Source organism: Paenibacillus faecis, assembly GCF_008084145.1.
Lineage (GTDB): Bacteria > Bacillota > Bacilli > Paenibacillales > Paenibacillaceae > Fontibacillus > Fontibacillus faecis.
Map to the genome: position 1 here is coordinate 287,874 of NZ_VSDO01000003.1, position 17,953 is coordinate 305,826.

The 17,953-nt window shown below is 56.6% G+C and carries 18 protein-coding genes; 10 read left to right on the plus strand and 8 right to left on the minus strand.

The window, feature by feature from the left end; all coding sequences use genetic code 11:
- Positions 1-14 precede the first annotated feature (14 nt).
- From FRY98_RS14810 to FRY98_RS14820, 3 genes are read right to left on the minus strand one after another with little or no spacing between them, the layout of a single operon-like run.
- Positions 15-773, minus strand: a complete 759-nt coding sequence (locus tag FRY98_RS14810) for an iron ABC transporter ATP-binding protein (RefSeq protein ID WP_148453217.1) — start codon at positions 771-773, stop codon at positions 15-17.
- Positions 767-1,717: an iron chelate uptake ABC transporter family permease subunit gene (locus FRY98_RS14815; protein ID WP_148453220.1), complete on the minus strand. Its 951-nt coding sequence runs from the start codon at positions 1,715-1,717 to the stop codon at positions 767-769. The genes FRY98_RS14810 and FRY98_RS14815 overlap by 7 nt, the downstream gene beginning before the upstream one ends.
- Positions 1,707-2,657 (minus strand): ABC transporter permease, encoded by a 951-nt coding sequence (locus tag FRY98_RS14820; protein ID WP_148453223.1) that lies wholly within the window; start codon positions 2,655-2,657, stop codon positions 1,707-1,709. The genes FRY98_RS14815 and FRY98_RS14820 overlap by 11 nt, the downstream gene beginning before the upstream one ends.
- A gap of 388 nt (positions 2,658-3,045) precedes the next feature.
- Between FRY98_RS14820 and FRY98_RS14825 the strand changes: the two genes are divergently transcribed.
- The 3 genes from FRY98_RS14825 (at position 3,046) to FRY98_RS14835 (ending at position 6,859) form a co-directional block, all read left to right on the plus strand.
- Positions 3,046-4,764, plus strand: coding sequence for an ABC transporter ATP-binding protein (locus FRY98_RS14825; RefSeq protein ID WP_148454492.1), 1,719 nt, complete (start codon positions 3,046-3,048; stop codon positions 4,762-4,764).
- Positions 4,761-6,611, plus strand: a complete 1,851-nt coding sequence (locus FRY98_RS14830; protein WP_148453226.1) for an ABC transporter ATP-binding protein — start codon at positions 4,761-4,763, stop codon at positions 6,609-6,611. Before FRY98_RS14825 ends, FRY98_RS14830 begins: the two co-directional genes overlap by 4 nt.
- A gap of 119 nt (positions 6,612-6,730) precedes the next feature.
- Positions 6,731-6,859 (plus strand): DUF4023 family protein, encoded by a 129-nt coding sequence (locus FRY98_RS14835; protein ID WP_148453229.1) that lies wholly within the window; start codon positions 6,731-6,733, stop codon positions 6,857-6,859.
- 69 nt (positions 6,860-6,928) lie between these two features.
- Here FRY98_RS14835 and FRY98_RS14840 read toward each other — a convergent pair whose 3' ends face one another.
- The 3 genes from FRY98_RS14840 to FRY98_RS14850 all read right to left on the minus strand — a co-directional run bounded on the left by FRY98_RS14840 (position 6,929) and on the right by FRY98_RS14850 (position 9,305).
- Positions 6,929-7,117, minus strand: a complete 189-nt coding sequence (locus FRY98_RS14840; RefSeq protein ID WP_148453233.1) for a hypothetical protein — start codon at positions 7,115-7,117, stop codon at positions 6,929-6,931.
- Between the two features lie 466 nt (positions 7,118-7,583).
- Entirely contained in the window at positions 7,584-8,312 is a 729-nt protein-coding gene (locus FRY98_RS14845; RefSeq protein WP_148453236.1) for a DUF6081 family protein, read from the minus strand.
- Positions 8,313-8,378: 66 nt separating this feature from the next.
- Positions 8,379-9,305 (minus strand): prenyltransferase, encoded by a 927-nt coding sequence (locus FRY98_RS14850; protein ID WP_148453239.1) that lies wholly within the window; start codon positions 9,303-9,305, stop codon positions 8,379-8,381.
- 199 nt (positions 9,306-9,504) lie between these two features.
- On the opposite strand from FRY98_RS14850, the gene FRY98_RS14855 reads away from it, so the two are divergent.
- From FRY98_RS14855 to FRY98_RS14870, 4 genes are all read left to right on the plus strand, one after another.
- Positions 9,505-10,014, plus strand: a complete 510-nt coding sequence (locus FRY98_RS14855) for a hypothetical protein (protein WP_148453242.1) — start codon at positions 9,505-9,507, stop codon at positions 10,012-10,014.
- Positions 10,015-10,524: 510 nt separating this feature from the next.
- Positions 10,525-11,055 carry a PadR family transcriptional regulator gene (locus FRY98_RS14860; RefSeq protein WP_148453245.1) on the plus strand — a complete coding sequence of 177 codons (531 nt, stop codon included), beginning with the start codon at positions 10,525-10,527 and terminating at the stop codon, positions 11,053-11,055.
- A gap of 98 nt (positions 11,056-11,153) precedes the next feature.
- The gene (locus FRY98_RS14865) at positions 11,154-11,852 is read left to right on the plus strand and encodes an ABC transporter ATP-binding protein (protein WP_148453247.1); all 699 of its coding nucleotides are present in this window, start codon (positions 11,154-11,156) and stop codon (positions 11,850-11,852) included.
- A 14-nt stretch (positions 11,853-11,866) separates the two neighbouring features.
- Positions 11,867-12,643 carry an ABC transporter permease gene (locus tag FRY98_RS14870; protein WP_148453250.1) on the plus strand — a complete coding sequence of 259 codons (777 nt, stop codon included), beginning with the start codon at positions 11,867-11,869 and terminating at the stop codon, positions 12,641-12,643.
- Here the strand turns inward: FRY98_RS14870 and FRY98_RS14875 are convergent.
- Positions 12,636-13,805 carry a Gfo/Idh/MocA family protein gene (locus FRY98_RS14875; RefSeq protein WP_148453253.1) on the minus strand — a complete coding sequence of 390 codons (1,170 nt, stop codon included), beginning with the start codon at positions 13,803-13,805 and terminating at the stop codon, positions 12,636-12,638. The genes FRY98_RS14870 and FRY98_RS14875 overlap by 8 nt on opposite strands.
- Positions 13,806-13,978: 173 nt before the next feature.
- A complete protein-coding gene (locus FRY98_RS14880; RefSeq protein ID WP_148454494.1) occupies positions 13,979-14,929 on the minus strand; it encodes a 1,4-dihydroxy-2-naphthoate polyprenyltransferase in 951 nt (316 codons plus the stop codon).
- Between the two features lie 531 nt (positions 14,930-15,460).
- Between FRY98_RS14880 and FRY98_RS14885 the strand changes: the two genes are divergently transcribed.
- The 3 genes from FRY98_RS14885 to FRY98_RS14895 all read left to right on the plus strand — a co-directional run bounded on the left by FRY98_RS14885 (position 15,461) and on the right by FRY98_RS14895 (position 17,841).
- The gene (locus tag FRY98_RS14885) at positions 15,461-15,754 is read left to right on the plus strand and encodes a hypothetical protein (RefSeq protein WP_148453256.1); all 294 of its coding nucleotides are present in this window, start codon (positions 15,461-15,463) and stop codon (positions 15,752-15,754) included.
- 19 nt (positions 15,755-15,773) lie between these two features.
- Positions 15,774-16,961 (plus strand): LCP family protein, encoded by a 1,188-nt coding sequence (locus FRY98_RS14890; protein ID WP_148453259.1) that lies wholly within the window; start codon positions 15,774-15,776, stop codon positions 16,959-16,961.
- A gap of 205 nt (positions 16,962-17,166) precedes the next feature.
- Entirely contained in the window at positions 17,167-17,841 is a 675-nt protein-coding gene (locus FRY98_RS14895) for a PDDEXK family nuclease (RefSeq protein WP_148453261.1), read from the plus strand.
- Positions 17,842-17,953: the final 112 nt, after the last annotated feature.

The window sequence follows — 17,953 nt, forward strand, 5'->3', positions numbered from 1 at the left end:
TTCCAAAGTTATTTTTAAGCAAAATACACGCAAATTTTGTTGCCCCCAATGTCCTGCACCGGAATCTCCATGTCATAAACCTCGCGCAGGACCGCGGTGTCCATAATTTCCTCCGTGGTGCCTTCCTTGACGACAGCGCCGTCCTTCAACGCCACGATGTAGTCCGAATAGCAGGAGGCGAAATTGATGTCGTGAATGACCAGCACGACCGTTTTGCCAAGCTCATCGACCAATCTGCGCAGCACCTTCATGATCTGGACCGAATGTTTCATATCCAGATTGTTCAGCGGCTCATCGAGCAGAACGTACTCCGTGTCCTGGGCGATGACCATGGCGATGAAAGCCCGTTGCTTTTGCCCGCCGCTGAGCTCGTCGAGGAATTTATGCTGCATCGGCTCGAGATCCATATAGCGGATCGCTTCCCGGACATGGGCTTCATCCTCCTTCGTCAGCCTGCCCTGCGAATAGGGGAAGCGCCCGAAGTTGACCAGATCCTTGACCGTCAGCCGGATGTTGATATGGTTGGACTGCTTGAGAATCGAGATTTTCTTCGCCAGGTCGTTGCTCTTCCATTTCCCGATTTCCCGGTCCTCGATCAGAATGTCGCCCTCATCCTTGGCGATCAGCCGGCTGATCATCGACATCAGCGTGCTTTTGCCGGCTCCGTTCGGCCCGATAAAAGAGGTGATTTTGCCCTTGGCGATATCGAGCGAAACGTTATCGATCACTTTTTTGCCGCCGTACTGTTTGGAAACTCCTCTGACCTTTACCACGATTTATTCTCCTTTAGCAGCAGATAGATGAAGTACACCCCGCCGATAAAGTTGATGATTACGCTGAGCGAAGTGGAAAAAGTAAACACTCGTTCAACCAGCAGCTGACCGCCGGCGAGGGCGATGTAGCTGATCAGGGACGCGCCGAGGATCAACGTTTTATGGCGGAAGGTGTTCAGAAACTGATATGCGACATTCGCGACCAGAAGACCGAGAAACGTAATCGGCCCGACCAATGCGGTGGAGATCGAGATGAGCACCGTAACCACAATCAGCATGCGTTTAACGACATATTCGTAACTGATGCCCAGGTTCACCGCATGATCCCGGCCGAGGGCGAGCACATCCAGATACTTGGTGAAGCCCGCAAAGTAAATCCCCGTAAGGACCACTCCCACCGCCGACAGCAGCAGGAGATCGGAGTTCACATTATTGAAGCTCGCGAACATTTTGTCCTGAACGACCATGAACTCGTTGGGATCCAGCAGTTTTTGCATAAACGACGTAACGCTGTTGAAAAAAGTGCCGAAGATCAGGCCGATCAAAAGCAGATGATAAATGTTGCGGCCCTCTTTCTTAAAAAGCAACCTGTACAGCAGCAGGGAGAACACCACCATCAGCGCGACGGTCCCCACAAACCGGAGGTTCTGGTTCATCAGGGTCAGGGTCGCTCCGCCGAGCAGAAAGACGATCAAGGTTTGCAGCAGCATGTACAGCCAATCCAAACCGATGATGCTGGGCGTCAGAATACGATTGTTCGTAATCGTCTGAAACACCACGGTGGAAAAGGCGATCGCCGTTCCGGTGAGAAGGATGGCAATCAGCTTCTTTCCCCTCCTCGGGAGAATGTAATCCCAGTGCCCTCCCGCATCGATCGTCATGAACACGACCGTCAGCAGCACGGCGATGCCGGCAAGGAGCCAAAGTTTTGTTCTATTGCTCATAGGTCCGTCTCCTCATCAGCAAATACAGGAAAATGCCGCTGCCGATCACGCCAACCGTCAAGCCGATCGGGACTTCATACGGATAGATGATCACCCGGCCCAAAATATCGCAGGCCAGCACGAACACCGCGCCCAACAAAGCCGTATGCGGCAGATTCTCTTTCAGGTTGTCTCCCCGGTACATCGTAACCAGGTTCGGGATGATCAGCCCGAGAAAAGGGATCGAGCCCACCGTCAGAACGATGACCGAGGTGACGAGCGCCGCCAAGACCAGGCCCACATTGACGACCTGTCTGTAATTCAGGCCCAGGTTGACGGAAAACTCCTCACCCATGCCGGCTACCGTAAACTTGTTGGCGAAGACGTACGCCACGATCACCATCGGCACACTGATGTAGAGCATTTCGTAACGACCCTGCATAATCATGGAAAAGTCCCCGTTCAACCAGGCGGACATGCTTTGAATCAAATTGTATTTATACGCGAAAAACGTAGTCGCCGACTCGACGATGCCGCCGAACATCAACCCGACGAGCGGGATAAAAATCGTATCCTTGTATCGGACCCGGTCCAGGATCTTCATGAATATGAACGTTCCCGCCAAGGAAAAGACAAAGGCTACCGCGATCTTGACAAGCGGCCCCGCCGATGTGAACACCAGCAGCGATACCATAATGCCGAAGCTGGCGGAATCCAGCGTACCGGCTGTCGTAGGCGACACAAACTTATTCCGGGTCAGCTGCTGCATGATCAAACCGACGATGCTCATGCTGGCACCGGCGATCAGAATGCTGACAAGCCGCGGAATCCGGCTGATCCAGATTAACTCCCAGGCCTCGCCGCCGAATTGCAGCAGCTCGGCGAATGAAATGCGCTGAGCTCCGATAAACAGAGAAGCGATAGATAATAGAATTAGTAATGATGCCAGGATTCTTTTCATGGTTGGATTCGTCCTTACTTGACTTCCTCTGGCCTGGAGGAAGATAAAGTGATAACCTGCCGGCAAGACAGACGATCTCGTTATTAATAATGATATTCATTATCAATTAGCTAGATTGAATTATACCGTCCTGTTTTTCCGACTGTCAATCGTTTTCAAATTAAAAAATTTATCCGGTTCCGGGGACGCAGGTCATAGAATCTATTGTGCGAACATATGTTTTGAATTACAATAAATTGGAGATATCGGGAAATGTTATAAAGTGCCTTTCAGTATAACCATACATAGGAACCAACACTGGGAAGGAGTGGACGATTTGTCGGAACAGATCGAGAAACTTGACGGAACCCGCAAGCGAAGGAGGCGTTCCCTCGCCCATTACCGGGAAATGCTCGAAAAGTATGTTTTTCCCCAGCGGAAGCTGCTTGGGGCCCTTGCCGTACTTCTTACGGCGTCCATCGTCCTGCAGCTGGTAAATCCGCAAATCATCCGCTATTTTATCGATACGGCCCAAGGCGAAGGCAGTCTGAAAGCGCTGTATTACGCGGCGGCGGTCTTTATCGGCTTCTCGCTGGTGCAGCAGCTCGTCTCCGTCTGGGCCGCCTATTACAGCGAGAACCTCGGCTGGACAACGACCAATCTGCTGCGGGCCGATCTGGTGCGGCATTGCCTCTCGCTCGACATGTCCTTTCACAAGAAACATACGTCGGGGACGCTGATCGAACGGGTGGACGGGGACGTAAACTCGCTCGCCAACTTTTTTTCCAGCTTTATCATTCATCTTCTCGGCAACTTGATTCTCATGCTCGGCATTCTTCTCCTGCTCTTCCGGGAAAATATCTGGATCGGCGTCGTTATGACCTTGTTCGTGATCGGAGCGGGCTTCGTCCTGCAATGGATCCGCAAGATCAACGTCCCCGTCTGGAAAAAATGGCGGGCTCAGAACGCGGAGCTGTACGGCTTCATCGGCGAGCATCTGGAAGGCACCGAGGATACCCGGGCCAACGGCGCCGCCGGCTACGTCCTGAACCGTTTCTACGAGCTGTCGCGGCGCATGCTTCCCGTCCGGATCCGGGCGTTCCTCGGCTTCGGCATGATGTGGAGCACCACGATCGTGGTGTTCGCGCTCGGGAACGCGGCGGCTTTCGTCGTCTGCGCCTGGCTATGGAAACGCGGCGAGCTGACGCTCGGTTCCATTTATCTGGTGTTCTACTATACGGAGCTGCTGGCCAAACCGATCGAGAAAATCCGCAGCCAATTGGAGGATTTGCAAAAAGCCGACGCCAGCCTGATCCGCGTCCGCGAGCTGCTCGCCACGAAGCCGCGGATTTCCGACGGCCCGGGGGCTCCGCTGCCGGCCGGCCCGCTGTCCGTGCGTTTCGACCGTTTGACCTTCGCCTACGAGGAAGACGGGGAGCCTACCCTGCACGGACTGGATTTCACGCTCAAGCCGGGGCGGACCCTCGGCTTGCTCGGGCGCACCGGCAGCGGCAAGTCGACGCTCGCCCGGCTGCTTCTGCGCTTTTACGATCCGCAGGAGGGAGCCATCGAGCTGTCGGGCGTCGATATCCGCCGCTGCAAGCTGCATGAGCTGCGCGGCGGGGTCGCGATGGTGACGCAGAACATCGAGATTATGGAGGGGACCGTCCGCGACAACCTTTCCCTGTTCGACGAACGGATTCAAGATGAGGACATTCTCGCCGTGCTGAAGGAGATCGGTCTTGAGGAGTGGTTCCGCTCGCTGCCGGACGGCCTGGACACGGTCCTCTCCTCCGGCGGAGGGAGCCTGTCGGCGGGCGAGGCCCAACTGCTCGCTTTCGCCAGGGTCTTCCTCAGCGATCCGGGGCTTGTCATTCTGGACGAGGCTTCGTCCCGTCTCGACCCGCTGACCGAACACCGGATCGAGGCGGCGATCAGCCGTCTGCTCGAAGAGCGGACGTGCATCATGATCGCCCACCGGCTGGCGACAGTGCAGCGCGCCGACGAGATCGTGATCCTGGAACGCGGGCGGATTATCGAACACGGCCCGCGCGAACGATTGGCCGCCGACCCCGATTCCCGGTTCAGCCGGATGCTGGCCGTCGGACTTGAGGAGGTGCTGGCATGAATACGCGGCATTTTTTTTGGAGGCTGCTCGCCTATCGCCCGGTTTACTATCTGGCCAATCTGCTGGCCTGGACCGTCATTCATATGGCTCCCTTGCTTCCCGGCCTGATCACGAAGGCTTTCTTCGATGATCTTGAAGGGAGTTACAATTTCCCTTACGGCGTTTGGGGAATCGCCGCCCTGCTCGTGGGAGCCGCGCTGGCGCGCGTGGCGCTGATCGCCGCGGGCATGTGGACCGACGCCAGCTTCCGCTTCCGCATCAGCGCCCTGCTGCGCCGGAATATGCTGGCTCACGTGCTGCAACAGCCCGGCGCCAAAGCGATCCCGTTCTCACCCGGAGAAGGGATCAGCAATTTCCGGGATGACGTCGACCAGACCGAAGAAGCGGTGAGCTGGTCCGTCGATACGCTCGGCCTGGTCGGCTTCGTCATCGTCTCCAGCTATATTTTGATCTCCATCGACGCGCAGATGACGTTCTTCGTGTTCGTCCCGTTGATTCTGGTCGTCACGGCGGCGCAGGTGGCGACGGCGCGCATCCAGAAATACCGGGCGGCCAGCCGCGCGGCCACGGCCAAGGTGACGAGCTCGATCAGCGAGATGTTCTCGAACGTCCAGGCGATCCAGGTCGCCGGGGCCGAGGCGCGAATCGTGCGCCGGTTCGAAACGCTGAGCGACGAACGGCGGCGGACGATGGTCAAAGACAAGCTGATGACCGAGGCGCTGTCTTCCGTCTTTACGAATTCCGTGAACCTGGGCACCGGCCTGATTTTGGTGCTCGCCGGCTACAAGATGCGCAGCGGTACGTTCTCGGTGGGGGATCTGTCCCTGTTCGTGTATTATCTGACTTTCGTTACCCAATTAATTTCCAACGTCGGCAATTTTATGACGTTCTACAAGCAGATGGCCATCAGCTTCGGCCGCATGAAAACGATGCTTCAGGGGGCTTCCGCCCGGGTCTTGACCCTGCCGGCGTATATCGGGATCGGGAAGCGGCGGCTTGTCGAGGATGAGGCCCACGAGGGCAGCGGCGGCCAGTTCGCCGGAGACGGCAATGCGGCGACACCGGCACAGGCGGAGCCTTTACGGGTGCTGGAAGTCCGCGGGCTCACCTACCGCTATCCGGAGACGGGCCGGGGGATCGAAGCCATCGATCTGCGGCTTGAGCGCGGATCGTTCACCGTGATCACCGGCATGATCGGCTCCGGCAAAACGACGCTGCTGCGGGCGCTGCTCGGCCTCCTGCCGGCGGAGTCCGGCGAGATCCGCTGGAACGGCCGTCCGGTGGAGGCACCGGCCGATTTCTTCGTGCCGCCGCAGAGCGCCTACACGGCGCAGATTCCGCGCCTGTACAGCGATAAGCTGCGCGCCAACATCCTGCTCGGGCTGCCCGAAACCGGGGACAGCCTGGCGCAGGCGCTTCACGCCGCCGTCATGGAAGACGACGTGGCGCAGCTGGCGGACGGCCTCGACACGATGGTCGGGCCGCGCGGCGTCAAGCTCTCCGGCGGCCAGGTCCAGCGGACCGCGGCCGCGCGGATGCTCGTGCGCGACGCACAGCTGTACGTGTTCGACGACTTGTCGAGCGCGCTCGACGTCGAAACCGAACGGCAGCTGTGGGAGCGGCTCTTCCGCGACCGAGGCGAGGCGACCTGCCTCGTCGTGTCGCACCGCAAGGCCGCGCTCTCGCACGCGGACCATATCATCGTGCTGAAGGACGGCACGATTGAAGCCGAGGGCACGGCCTCGCAGCTGCTCGCCGTGAGCGACAGTTTCCGCCGCCTTTGGCACGGCGAAGACTCGGCCGCGGCCGCGGAGCCGAGCGCTGCGCCCGGCGGTGCCGGCCGCTGATGCGCCGGGGCACGCCAAACGCCGGACCCTGACCGAGGCTAACGGATGAAACCCGCTGGTTTGTGGCATTATAACGCAGGGAGCACTTATTTTGATCCTTGCGAAGGGGGAGCACCAACGTGGAGAACTTGCATGAATTCGTGGAGAAGGTCCACGACAAGCAGGAGAAAGACGCCCGTAACCGCAAGCGCGGCAAAGGCAATCCGGCGGGCCAACTGCCGACCAAACAGCACGGCACGCAAAAATAACGCTTTTGCCCAAAAACAGGAAAGCCGTCTTCCCCGCGTGGTGCGGAGGAGGCGGCTTCTTGTCAATCCTTAGGTATGATCATAGCTGTCCCGTCCCGAAATAAATTCGTCCGGCGTACTTCCCCCGGTCGAGGAATGATTTTTGATCTGGCTGAGCCGTCCGGACCTTCCTTCTCCGCCATTGCCGGTCGTGGCGTTCTGGGCGTTGCTGCTGCCGTTGCCCACCCGCCGATTGTACTTCTCGCCTTTGTTTGCCATGTGCATGCCCTCCCGAAGTCAGTCGTAGCTGAAGCAGGCCAGTCGCTTAGCCTGATCCTAGCATTTGAAAGGGGGAGCTTTTTTATTCCGTCAGTCGACGGGAAGGCGGTGGTCGGCGGTTGTAATGTCCTTGAATTAACCAATCAACGGGAGAACCTTCCGCTAATGTCCCAACAGACAACCTTGATAACATAAAATTCCTGCATATCTGCATGTTTTTTTCTGCTTTGGAACAAAAATTTAAAAATCCCTGCAATTCTGCAGGAATTTTCGACGAAACCGGCTCGTTTCTCTAAAAGCGCTAGAAATTCCTGCAGATTTGCATCTTTTTTCGCATCCGCTCGTGAATTGGTCAAAATTCCTGCAGATTTGCATCTTTTTGAGTTGGAAGGGATGGAAAGTTTGGAAAGTGTGCTAAGCACCTTGATTGCCGTGGGCTAAATGCGATTTGGATGCCTGCCGCTCCCTATTCCTTGATCGTTACCGTGACCGGCGACCATTCGGCGATGACCGTTTGGCCGTGCACGGAAACGCTGCCTTCGGGCGTGAGATCCTTCTCGGTCATGATGCCGAGCGCGATGGTGAAGCGGTTGAACTTGATCGGAATCCCGCTCTCACGGCGGATCTCCGTCCCGTTCAGGCAGAATACGGCTTCATCCGTGCCGCGGTTATAGGTGATTTTGTAGGTATTGAATTCCCGGGCTTTAAAGTCCGTATCCTCTTTGAACACGCAGAAATATTTGGTTTTGTCGCTGGCCGGCACCTGTACGCCGGGAAAAGGAAGCACCGCATACACGCTGGCATATTTATCGTTGCCCGCGAAGAAGTCGAGCGCGGCGCCCGTCGTAAAATCGAGCAGGTTCAGCGAGACATAGCCGTCGTACAGATCGCCGGGGACTGTATTTTGGGTCCGGGCACGAATTTGCAGCTCGAAGCTGACCTCCCCCGCCTCCGGCACAACGACCTCCTCCACGGAATAGTACATATGCTTCGCATTGTCCAAAATCTGCACCTGATGATGCTGCCGGCTCAGCGGCGCCCGTACATACAGTATTCCGTTACGCACAATGACCACAGCCTCCGGTTCCCGGTATTCCCAGAAGGATCCGTCAGGCAGCGGAAAACCGCCTATCTTCCAAACCTGTCCTTCATTCAGAATTGTATGAAAATCGCCGAACACTTTTTGCTGTTCCATTCTGCTTCGCCTCGCTTTTTAAAATGACTTTTTACGATGATGAAGATGACGATAAAGCTCTAACCCCTATCCCAGTTGAATCAGCCCCTGCACCAGCAGCGCCGCCATTATGATCAGACCGCAGCGGATCGAGGCCTTCAGGGATGCGCCCATGAGCGGGAGGTAAGCCGCGGAAGGGTTATGTTCCTTAAGCCGCCCGTAAACCCGGTACAACGGAATGGCGGTAAAGAGCGCCAGCAAGGCATAAACCGGCACCACTCCGCCGATGACGCAGAGGATCAAAAACCCGTAGGCCAAAAACAGCAGCGCCTTGGAAAAATGAAGCGCCCGCTGTTCGCCCCAAACGACGACGAGCGTATTTTTGCCGGCCTGCCGGTCCGCCTGCCAATGCAGGAAATGATGGTTGAACAGCACCAGCGTCGTCAACAACCCTACCGGCATCGAGAGCAGCGCCGCGGATAGCGACAACTCCCCCGTCTGCACATAATAGGCCCCCATGACCGGAAGGACGCCGAAGGACAGCAGAATCGCGACTTCGCTGAGCCCCTTTCCACGGTATCCGAACCGGATCGGCGGAGCCACATAGAAATAGGCGATCAGGCCGCCGAGCCCCCCAAACAACAGAACGGGCCAGCCGCTGTAAACACTGAGAACAACGCCGCACAGCACCGCGATTCCGAGCAAAAGCCAGGTAATCCCCGCAAAGGTTCTTTCCGACATGAGCCCGCCGGACAGAAAGCCCGAGTTGGTCGTAATGACTTCCGGCGTTTCTTTCGCTGTCACATCCGCTCCGTTGCGGTAATCCCATAAATCGTTAATCATGTTCGAGAACAAATGGGCCGCCCCCGCACCGATCAACGTCAATATAAACAGCATCGGGTGAAACACGCCTTTCCGCATAAAGGCCCCCAACGCGCCCAAAAACACGGGTACCAGCATCACCGGGATGACCTGAAACCGGGATGCTTTTCTAAAGGTTGTCCATAGGTCCACCGGTTCTTACACGCTCCTCTTTTTTAAGTGTGTTAAAAATATCACTATTTCATTATACATCATATCAAAGGGCGCGTCGGACCCGGGATGAACTGGACTTAGGTCCAGGATTTTACTTCCCCAGAGACCGAAGATGGCTTACCATTTTTGTAGTATGCTGTGACAAGATGAATCAAGTATAAAGGAGCGATTGACTTTGATGAGTAAAAAGACCACCTGGCTCGGCCCCGTGCTGATCCTGCTCGGTTTCTATCTGTTCTTCTTCCGCAAGGAGGCGATCAGCACGGGCACATTGTTCGGAACATTTTGGGCCACCCTCTTCATTATCCCGTTAGGGCTGTTCTTCCACTGGTTGTATTTCTCCATGACGAACCGGAGAGCGACCGGATTATTGATCCCCGGAGGCATTCTGTTTACGGTGGGCCTGGTCTGCCAAGTCGCCACCCTGTTCGACAGCTGGCAATATCTATGGCCCGGGTTTATCCTCGCTCCCGCCGTCGGCCTGTTTGAGTTCTATTGGTTCGGCAACCGGAACAAATACCTGCTGATCCCGATTAATATTCTGGCCGTCCTGTCCCTGCTGTTTTTCGCCGTATTTTCGTTCGGCACGCTGTACAACCGGATGATTTTCGGACAACCCGTACTGGCGATCGCTCTGATCGTTATCGGCGCAGGCGTGATGGTCGCTCCCAAGAAAAAACGGTACTAACGCACAGCCAGGCGGTTTCTCCAAAGCAAAGAGTATCGCGGAAATTGACCGGAATAACGGTCTTTTGGGCCGTTATTTCGCCCCGATTTGCGTTTTCGGGAAGAATAGCGGCGAAAAAGGGCGTTATTTCACTGATACGGGTCCCAAAATCAGGTTTCGGCCCGCCTTTTCCTAAAATAAGGCCTCAAAAGACCGCTATTTCTCACCTAAGGGACGAATTCGACAAAATAGTGCCTCAAAAAGCCCTTATCCACCCGCCCGGCTTCAAAGGGAGGCGGTTACGGGCACTAGACCCTTCGGTTAATGCAACGCTAGTGTCGAAAAAGGCCCTAAACTTTCCGGTCTCCCGCTTTTTTGGCGGGAGGCCCTTTTATGCTGCGGCGAGATCAAGGTCCAACAGGAGCAAGATCTCCCATTGACATCCTCCCATGCCATTTTTATAATAAAGCTAAAATAACCAATGTTGGATATGTGCCAGAAATTACTCTACATCCGCAAAAGGAGATCCCCGTGACCAATCTGATTATACTGGCCCTGCTTCGCGAACGTCCGATGCACGGGTACGAGATTCAACAAATGATCCAGACGAGCCGGGTGGACACTTGGGCTAACCTGCTGTCCGGTTCGATCTATTACGCATTGAACAAAATGGAGCAGGAGGGCCTGATCCGGACGGAGGCCGAGGAACGCACCGGAGCGCGGCTGCGGAAGATCTACGCCATCACCGAAACGGGCGAAGCGATGTTCCAGCGGATGGTCCGCGAGTCGCTGACGATCACCCCGCACTCTGTAAAGAGCGATTTTTCTTTGGCGCTCAGTTGGGTGACCACCGTCCCCAAGGAAGAATCGATTCCTCTTTTGCGGCAAAATTTGCAGCAGTTGGAGGAAACGCTGGAAATGTGGCGGGTCGGGCGGGAAGTCAAGGGGGCGTACGGCGTGCTGAACGGCTTCACCGAAGCGGCCTTCGACAACGCAATGGCTCTGCTTGAGCTCGATATCGATTATCTTAAGCGGATCATTGCGCTCGTGGAGGAGTCATAGGAAAAAGAAAAGCAGCGCCTGGACAGGTGTTGCCTCTTTTTTACCCTTATAACCAACATTGGATATAACACATTGGTCAAAGAGGAGGAACTTCAAGCATGTCTCTGTTTATCGAAGCAAACCAATTAAAAAAGCGCTATGGGCAAAAGCAAGCCGTCAACGGGCTCAGCCTGGAAATTCGCCGGGGGGAAGTACTGGCCATGATCGGGCCGAACGGCGCGGGCAAGTCCACCACCCTGGATTTACTGCTGGGGCTTCGCCGCCCGGACGAAGGCTCGGTGCGCTACTGGTGCGCGGAGCCCCGCCAACATATCGGCGTGCAGCTTCAATCCACGCCGTTCTTCTCCGGCTTCACCGCCCGGGAGAACATGGCGATGTTCGCCGCCTTCTACGGCGTCCGGCTTTCGCGGCGGCAGATCAACGATTTGCTGACGCGCTGCGGGCTCCAGGACGCCGGCAAAACCCCGGCGGAGCGGCTCTCGGGCGGGCAGCAGAAGCGCCTGGCCATCGCGATCGCGATGGCGCATGAGCCCCAGCTTCTGTTCCTCGACGAACCGACCGCCGCCCTTGATCCGCGGGCGCGCCGCGAAGTCCGCGAGCTGGTCACTTCGCTGGCCAAGGCAGGCACCTCCGTCGTGTTCACTTCGCACGACATGGAAGAGGTGCACAAGCTGGCGACGCGGGTCATCATGATCTGCGGCGGGGCCATCATCGCCGAGGGCATGCCGGATCGCCTGCTTAAACAATATCAGGCGGGCGATTTGGAGGAATTATATATCCGGTTATCCGGCGAATAAAAGGAGGACACCCCATGTTTACCATTTTTAAAACGATGCTGCTTGGAATCGTGCGCGATGCTCATACTTTGTTCTGGACGATTCTGTTTCCCGTCGCCATGCTGTGCGGGCTGGGGCTGTATTTTGACGATCCCGGCTACGCGGAGCGGCTGCTCGCCGGGGTGCTCGCCATGAACGTGCTGTTCGGCGCGACGATGGTCACCGCCTTTAACGTGATGGCCCAGCGCAACCGCGGCGTCTACAAGCTGCTCCGGGCGACGCCGTTCTCCACCGCGGCCTTCATCGCGGCGATGACGGGAGCACGGACGGTGCTCGCCCTGACCGTCAGCGTCTGCATCCTCGTGACCGCCGTCCTTCTGTTCGGCGTCAGCCTTAGTCTGGCGGGGCTGGCCGGGATCCTGCTGGCGCTGTTTCTGGGAAGCATCTGCTTTACGGCGATCGGTTTCTTCGCCGCCAATTTGTCGCGGGACGAAAGCAATGTCAACATGATCTCCAATCTGATCAGCTTTCCGATGCTGTTTGCCAGCGAAGCTTTCTACAGCCTGCATAACGCTCCGGTTTGGGTCAAAACCGCGGCGCAGGCGCAGCCTTTTCACTATTTCGTCAAGGCCCTGAACCTTGCCGTAACGGACGGGCGCTTCTCCGGCGAGCTGTGGACCGCCTTGGCGATGCTCACCGGCTTCGCCGCCCTGTTCCTGGCCGCGGCGGCGTTCACCTTCCGCTGGGATACCGAAAGGGCGTCCAGAGGCAGAGCCTTGTACCGGACTTCCCAGCGTCACAGCCCTATGTAGCCGCCCATGGCTGCCGCACGGAGACGACGGTGCGTCCCGTTTGGATCGCCTCGGCCATCAGCAGGCTCAGATACTGATCCTGCGAAGCCTCAGCCAGACTGTAGAAGGATGGCCCCCCGTGCGCGTAATCGGCCATGTTCCGGAGACAAACGGCCATCGCGATCTCTTCGTCGCTGAGGCGCGCCCCGGGGAACGGATTCCGGTACACCCAGTCCGAACCGCAAAGGACGCCTTCATGGTAATAACCCTCCAACGTCCCGTCCTGCCCGGCGTCAACCCGGCGCAGTTCCAGGGCCACCGGGGTCCGGTAATCGCGGAGAAACCGGACCTCCCGCCCATCGATTTCACCGCGATGGCCCCGGATGAGGACCCGATGGCCCCGAATCCGAGAAAAATACTGGTCGTAGGTGAAATCGTACAGGGCGGTCCGGCCGCCAAAACGCAGCAGCGCCAGGTCCTGACGGGAATCCGTCAGGACCTCTTGCGGCGGCAGGCCATGGCGGTTCGGCCCTTGGATCAGCGGGCTCACGATCTGCTCTCCGCGGATTTCGGCGTCTTCGAAGCCGATCCCGAGCAGATGCCGGATGAGGCTGATCCCGTGGTATCCATGTCCGGCGGACACCTGGACATGGGACACGCCGCCGAGCAGCCCGGAGCGGGCTACCGCCAGCCGCGCGGCATGCATCGGCTGGCGGATGAACTGCTCGGCCACCTGCACCCGGCCCGACGGCCCGACCCGGTCATAAAGCCGAAGCAGGCCCTCCAGGCTTTCGGCGGGCGGCGTCTCCGTCAGCACGGGGATGCCCAGCTTCACCAGCCGCTCGATGTAAGCGGCCGCCACATTGCGGGTGAGCGACAGCACCGCGAAAGAAAAGGCCCGGCGGCCCAGAAAACCCTCGAGATCTGCCGTCGCCTTTACGCCCCAGCGGGCTTCCAAGTCCCGGGCCTTCGCCTCATCCCTCACCCAAATTTCGCCGACTTCGAACTCATCGGGAAGCGCTTTCGCAATACGTAAATAAAACTCGGCTCGCCAGCCTCCGCCCAGAATTCCGAAGGTGGTCTTTTTACGACTTCCTTGTTCGTTTGCGTTTGCGTTTCCGTTTGCGTTTCCGCTCCAGCTTTCACCGCTTTTTCCCGCTGTACTATCGTCATTCCACTTCATCTCAGCCATCTCCTTTAATGCTGTAACGCCTCGTCACTGTTCATTCTTCAAGCTCCATTGTACTACAAAAGCCGATTAGCCGCCGAATTTCGCCAGTCTGTCGCTATACACGGGCAGGTCCTGCCCGCCGGAATTTCTCCGGCTAAGACCGGGACCCGTGAGGCGGGCCCCGCTTACCGGATCGTAAACACCACAGCCAACCCCAAAACGGCGATGCGGGCCGCGTTCGTCAGAATGAAATTCCGGACCGAAAGCGCGAACGTGAATTGCTTGGTCGGTTCCGCGATGAACTTGCGGGTATTTTGACGTACCGGAATTAAAGTGAGTGCGGCAAGGACAAGGAGCAGCAAGGGCACCCGCAGGAACCACAGTACGATCAAATCGGCGTAAGCCGCGTAATAAAGAACCCGGAACAACCGCAGGGCGTGGGTCCGTCCGATGTAAACCGGCAGCGTGTACCGTTTGTTCTCCAAATCTTCCTCCAGATCGCAGATGTTGTTCGCCAGCATAATGTTGGCGATGCCCAAAACCGCCGGAATGGACACCAGAAAAATCCACAGCACCTCCGCGAGATGAACCTGAAGCAGAACCGTGCCCCCTTGAAGCGTCAGGGAAGCCAGCTTCTCCCCCGCATGGATATAAGCCGAAATGAAGATGATGACAAAGCCCATAAACAGCCCGGAAAAAATTTCACCGAGCGGCATCCGGGAAATCGGGATGGGCCCGAACGAATACAAAATGCCGACGGCAAAGGACAGCCCGCCGAGCAGCAAAACGAGCAGTCCCGTTTTGAAAAACAGGGCGATCCCGGCCAAGACCGCGATGAGCAGCAGGGTGACGATGACCGCAACCACGGCGCCGGGGTTCATATGATACCTGACGATGGCATTATGGATCTCATAGCCGTATCCGTCTTTTTTGGCGGCTTTTTTGTAATCGTAATAATTATTAATGGCCGTTGTCGCCATATCAAAACTCAGCAGCGAGACCAGCATGAGCACGAAATGCCAAGCCTGAAACTCGTGAAACCGAAACAGCGCATATACCGTCCCCAACAAAAGCGGGATCATGCTGGCCGCCTTCGTCTGAATCTCCACCAATTTGAAAAACTTTTGCACGACCATTCCCATCATTCCTTTGTCAGCCTTTTCTTAAAATGATGGTATCTAATTTTTAAAGTATCTTCTGTCCGAAATGTCCTTGACAAAGTCGATTCGTATCCCGTCAGAAAACCTTGATAGCTTGATAACATCGAATGCAAATCTGCATGTATTTTTCTTGTTCGGAACGAAAATTTCGAAATTCCTGCGATTCTGCAGGAATTTTCGGCGAGATCGGCTCGTTTCTCTAAAATCGCTAGAAATGCCTGCAGATTTGCATCTTTTTTCGCATCCCCCCCGTTAATCGGCCTGAATGCCTGCAGATTTGCATTTTTTTGGAGGTGGATGGATCAAAAAATACGCTCGGCGCTTTTATAGGCATTTTTTAAAAAATAACTGCATACCTATGGATTACTTGTGTTCTTAAGGAAACCGACCTTAATCTGCCGCGATACTCCGGCGCTGTCCAAGCTCCGGTTTGCGGGCCCATACGCCATAAGCTACAATGCATACATACATGCACAACTCACTCCACTTAAAGCGAGGATGACTAGAATGGGCCCCTTTACAAAAGAAGACCTGATCGGCTCGTTGATTTTCTTGGTCATATTGGTAGTCGTGGCCTGGATCAATTTACGAAAAATGAAAACGGGCTCCTACGATTTCAAGGCGCTTCGCAAGCGGGGACTCATGTGGACCGAAATCGCGGCCGCCCTGTTTCTTCTCCAACTCCTGTTAAGGAAGGGAGATCCGCGATTTTTGCTGGTTCTCGGGATGGTCCTGCTGTTTGCGGCGAGCCAGTGGCTCGGCGCCATCTACTTCGACCGCCGAAATAAACGCGATTCATAGAGGGGGATCTTGCGCCGGGATGAGTATCCGAACAAAAGCGATGGTTTGGGGGGCGGCGCTCCTGCTCCTTATGCTGGGGGCCGGCCTTTATGCGTACGGGAAGCTTGAGCCTTCCCGGCACTTCCGCCAGACGGAGATCCCCGTGCTGGCGACGCCGGACACGGCTGGGGCCGATGCAGCCGGGAATGGATCGGCGGCGGGACCTTTGACGGCGAAGGCAGGTGCCGGTGTCGCTGCAAAGGTCGATAGCGGCGGATCTACCGGTGGCAGCGGATCTGCCGGGAGCATCGGGTCCACCGGGAGCATCGCACCAGGTAGCATCGGACCCGCCGGGAGCGTCGGATCTGCCGGTAACGCCGGTTCTGCCGGTAACCTCGGTTCTGCCGGTTTCCACGGCCCCGGAACATCGGCAAAAGGATCGTCCCAACGGCCGCAGCCTGCCGGCTTCAATATTTTGATTCTCGGCACGGATGCCCGTGACCGGGAAGCTTCCCGTACCGATGTCATCATGCTGGCGCATGTCGATCCCGAACAACCGCTCGTCAACCTGGTCTCGATCCCGCGCGATACCCGCGTTCCCCTTTCCGGTATCGGCTACACCAAGATCAACCACGCCCACGCGCTGGGCGAACTTCACGGCGACACCCGCTCCGGCACAAAATCCGCCGTTCAAGCCGTCAGCAACCTCTGCTCCTGCACGATCAACTACTACATCAAAACCGATTTTGAAGGCTTCGAGCATTTTATCGACACCTTGGGCGGACTGGATGTTCACCTGGATGCCCCCGTCAAACTAACCTATGCCTATATGACCTTGCCCGCCGGGAAGAATCATTTAAGCGGTGCCGAAGCTTTGGACCTGGTCCGTGAGCGCAAGTCGCTTCCCGGCGGCGATTCCGGCAGACAAGCCAATCAGGCCATGGTATTGAAGGAAATCATCCGCAGCGTCATTCAACCGAAAAATCTGAAGAATCTTCCCTCCTTGATCGAACAAGTCCGCGAGGACGTACTCGACACCAATTTGCGCGACGCCGACCTGATCAGCTTGGCCTGGCTAGCCAAAGATCTGAAAGAGGACCAATTCCGGTATGCCCAACTTCCCGGCCAAAGCGGCAAAGCATGGGACCCGCTCGTTAAGAACGAGCTCTATTACTGGGTGCCCGATGCCCCGGCCTGGGAAAAGCTCGCGAAGGAGCTGCTCCAATGAAGGTAAGAACTCTCCAATGAGAGAAGGAGCTGCTCCAATGAAAGTTTCCAGCCTCTGATTGACAAAACGGGAACCCCCGCAAATTCCAAGCTAGCTCTCCGCGCCAACGGACGGTATAATAACCTTAGAGACGAAGCACGTCCCGGTTCATTCCCAAACGAATGGACCGGGGCGTTTTTTTATTTTAAAGGAGGAGGATGAACGGATGGATCATTTTGAGGAAGCGCATGACGCATTTATCAAAGCACACCTGCGGAAAAGAAAGGGGGAACGCAAAGGCCGCCTGGCACGCGGCCACCGGGAGGCCGAGAAGCTGTTTTGCCGTAATGTCTGGTGGCCGGTTCAAGGGGACTTTTCCGGGCTGCATCCGGAGTTTGAAGTGCTGGATTGGCGCGGACTTTCCTACTACTGCGACTTTGCTTATATGACGCCGGCGCTTAAACTGATCTTTGAAATCAAGGGTTTTGGACCGCACGTGCGCGATATGGACCGTCAAAAATACTGCAACGAGCTGAACCGGGAAACCTTCCTTACCGCGATGGGGTATCAAGTCGTTTCGTTTGCATATGACGACGTCGCCCAGCGCCCGGAGCTCTTCATAACCCTGCTCCGGTTATTGTTGGGGCGGTTTCTTGCCGATTCGGCAGCGCCGGACCGGCTTGAACATGTGGCGGAGCGGGAAATTCTCCGGCTGACCTGCCTCCTTGCGAGGCCCGTACGCCCCTGCGACGTTACGGCCCGCTTGAGCTTAAACCACCGCACCGCCATCCGGCATCTCGAGTCGCTCTGCCGCAAAGGACGGCTCACTCCGATAACGGGCCGGGGCGGCAAACATGTCGTGAAATACGCCATGATCCCGGGCGCCATGCTGCATTTGTGAGTGAACGGGAACGAGGAGATGCAAAAACCTGCAAATCTGCATCTTTTTTCGGGCAGTGGCTGCCTCCATCCGCAAATTCCTGCAAATCTGCATCTTTTTTCGGGCAGTGGCT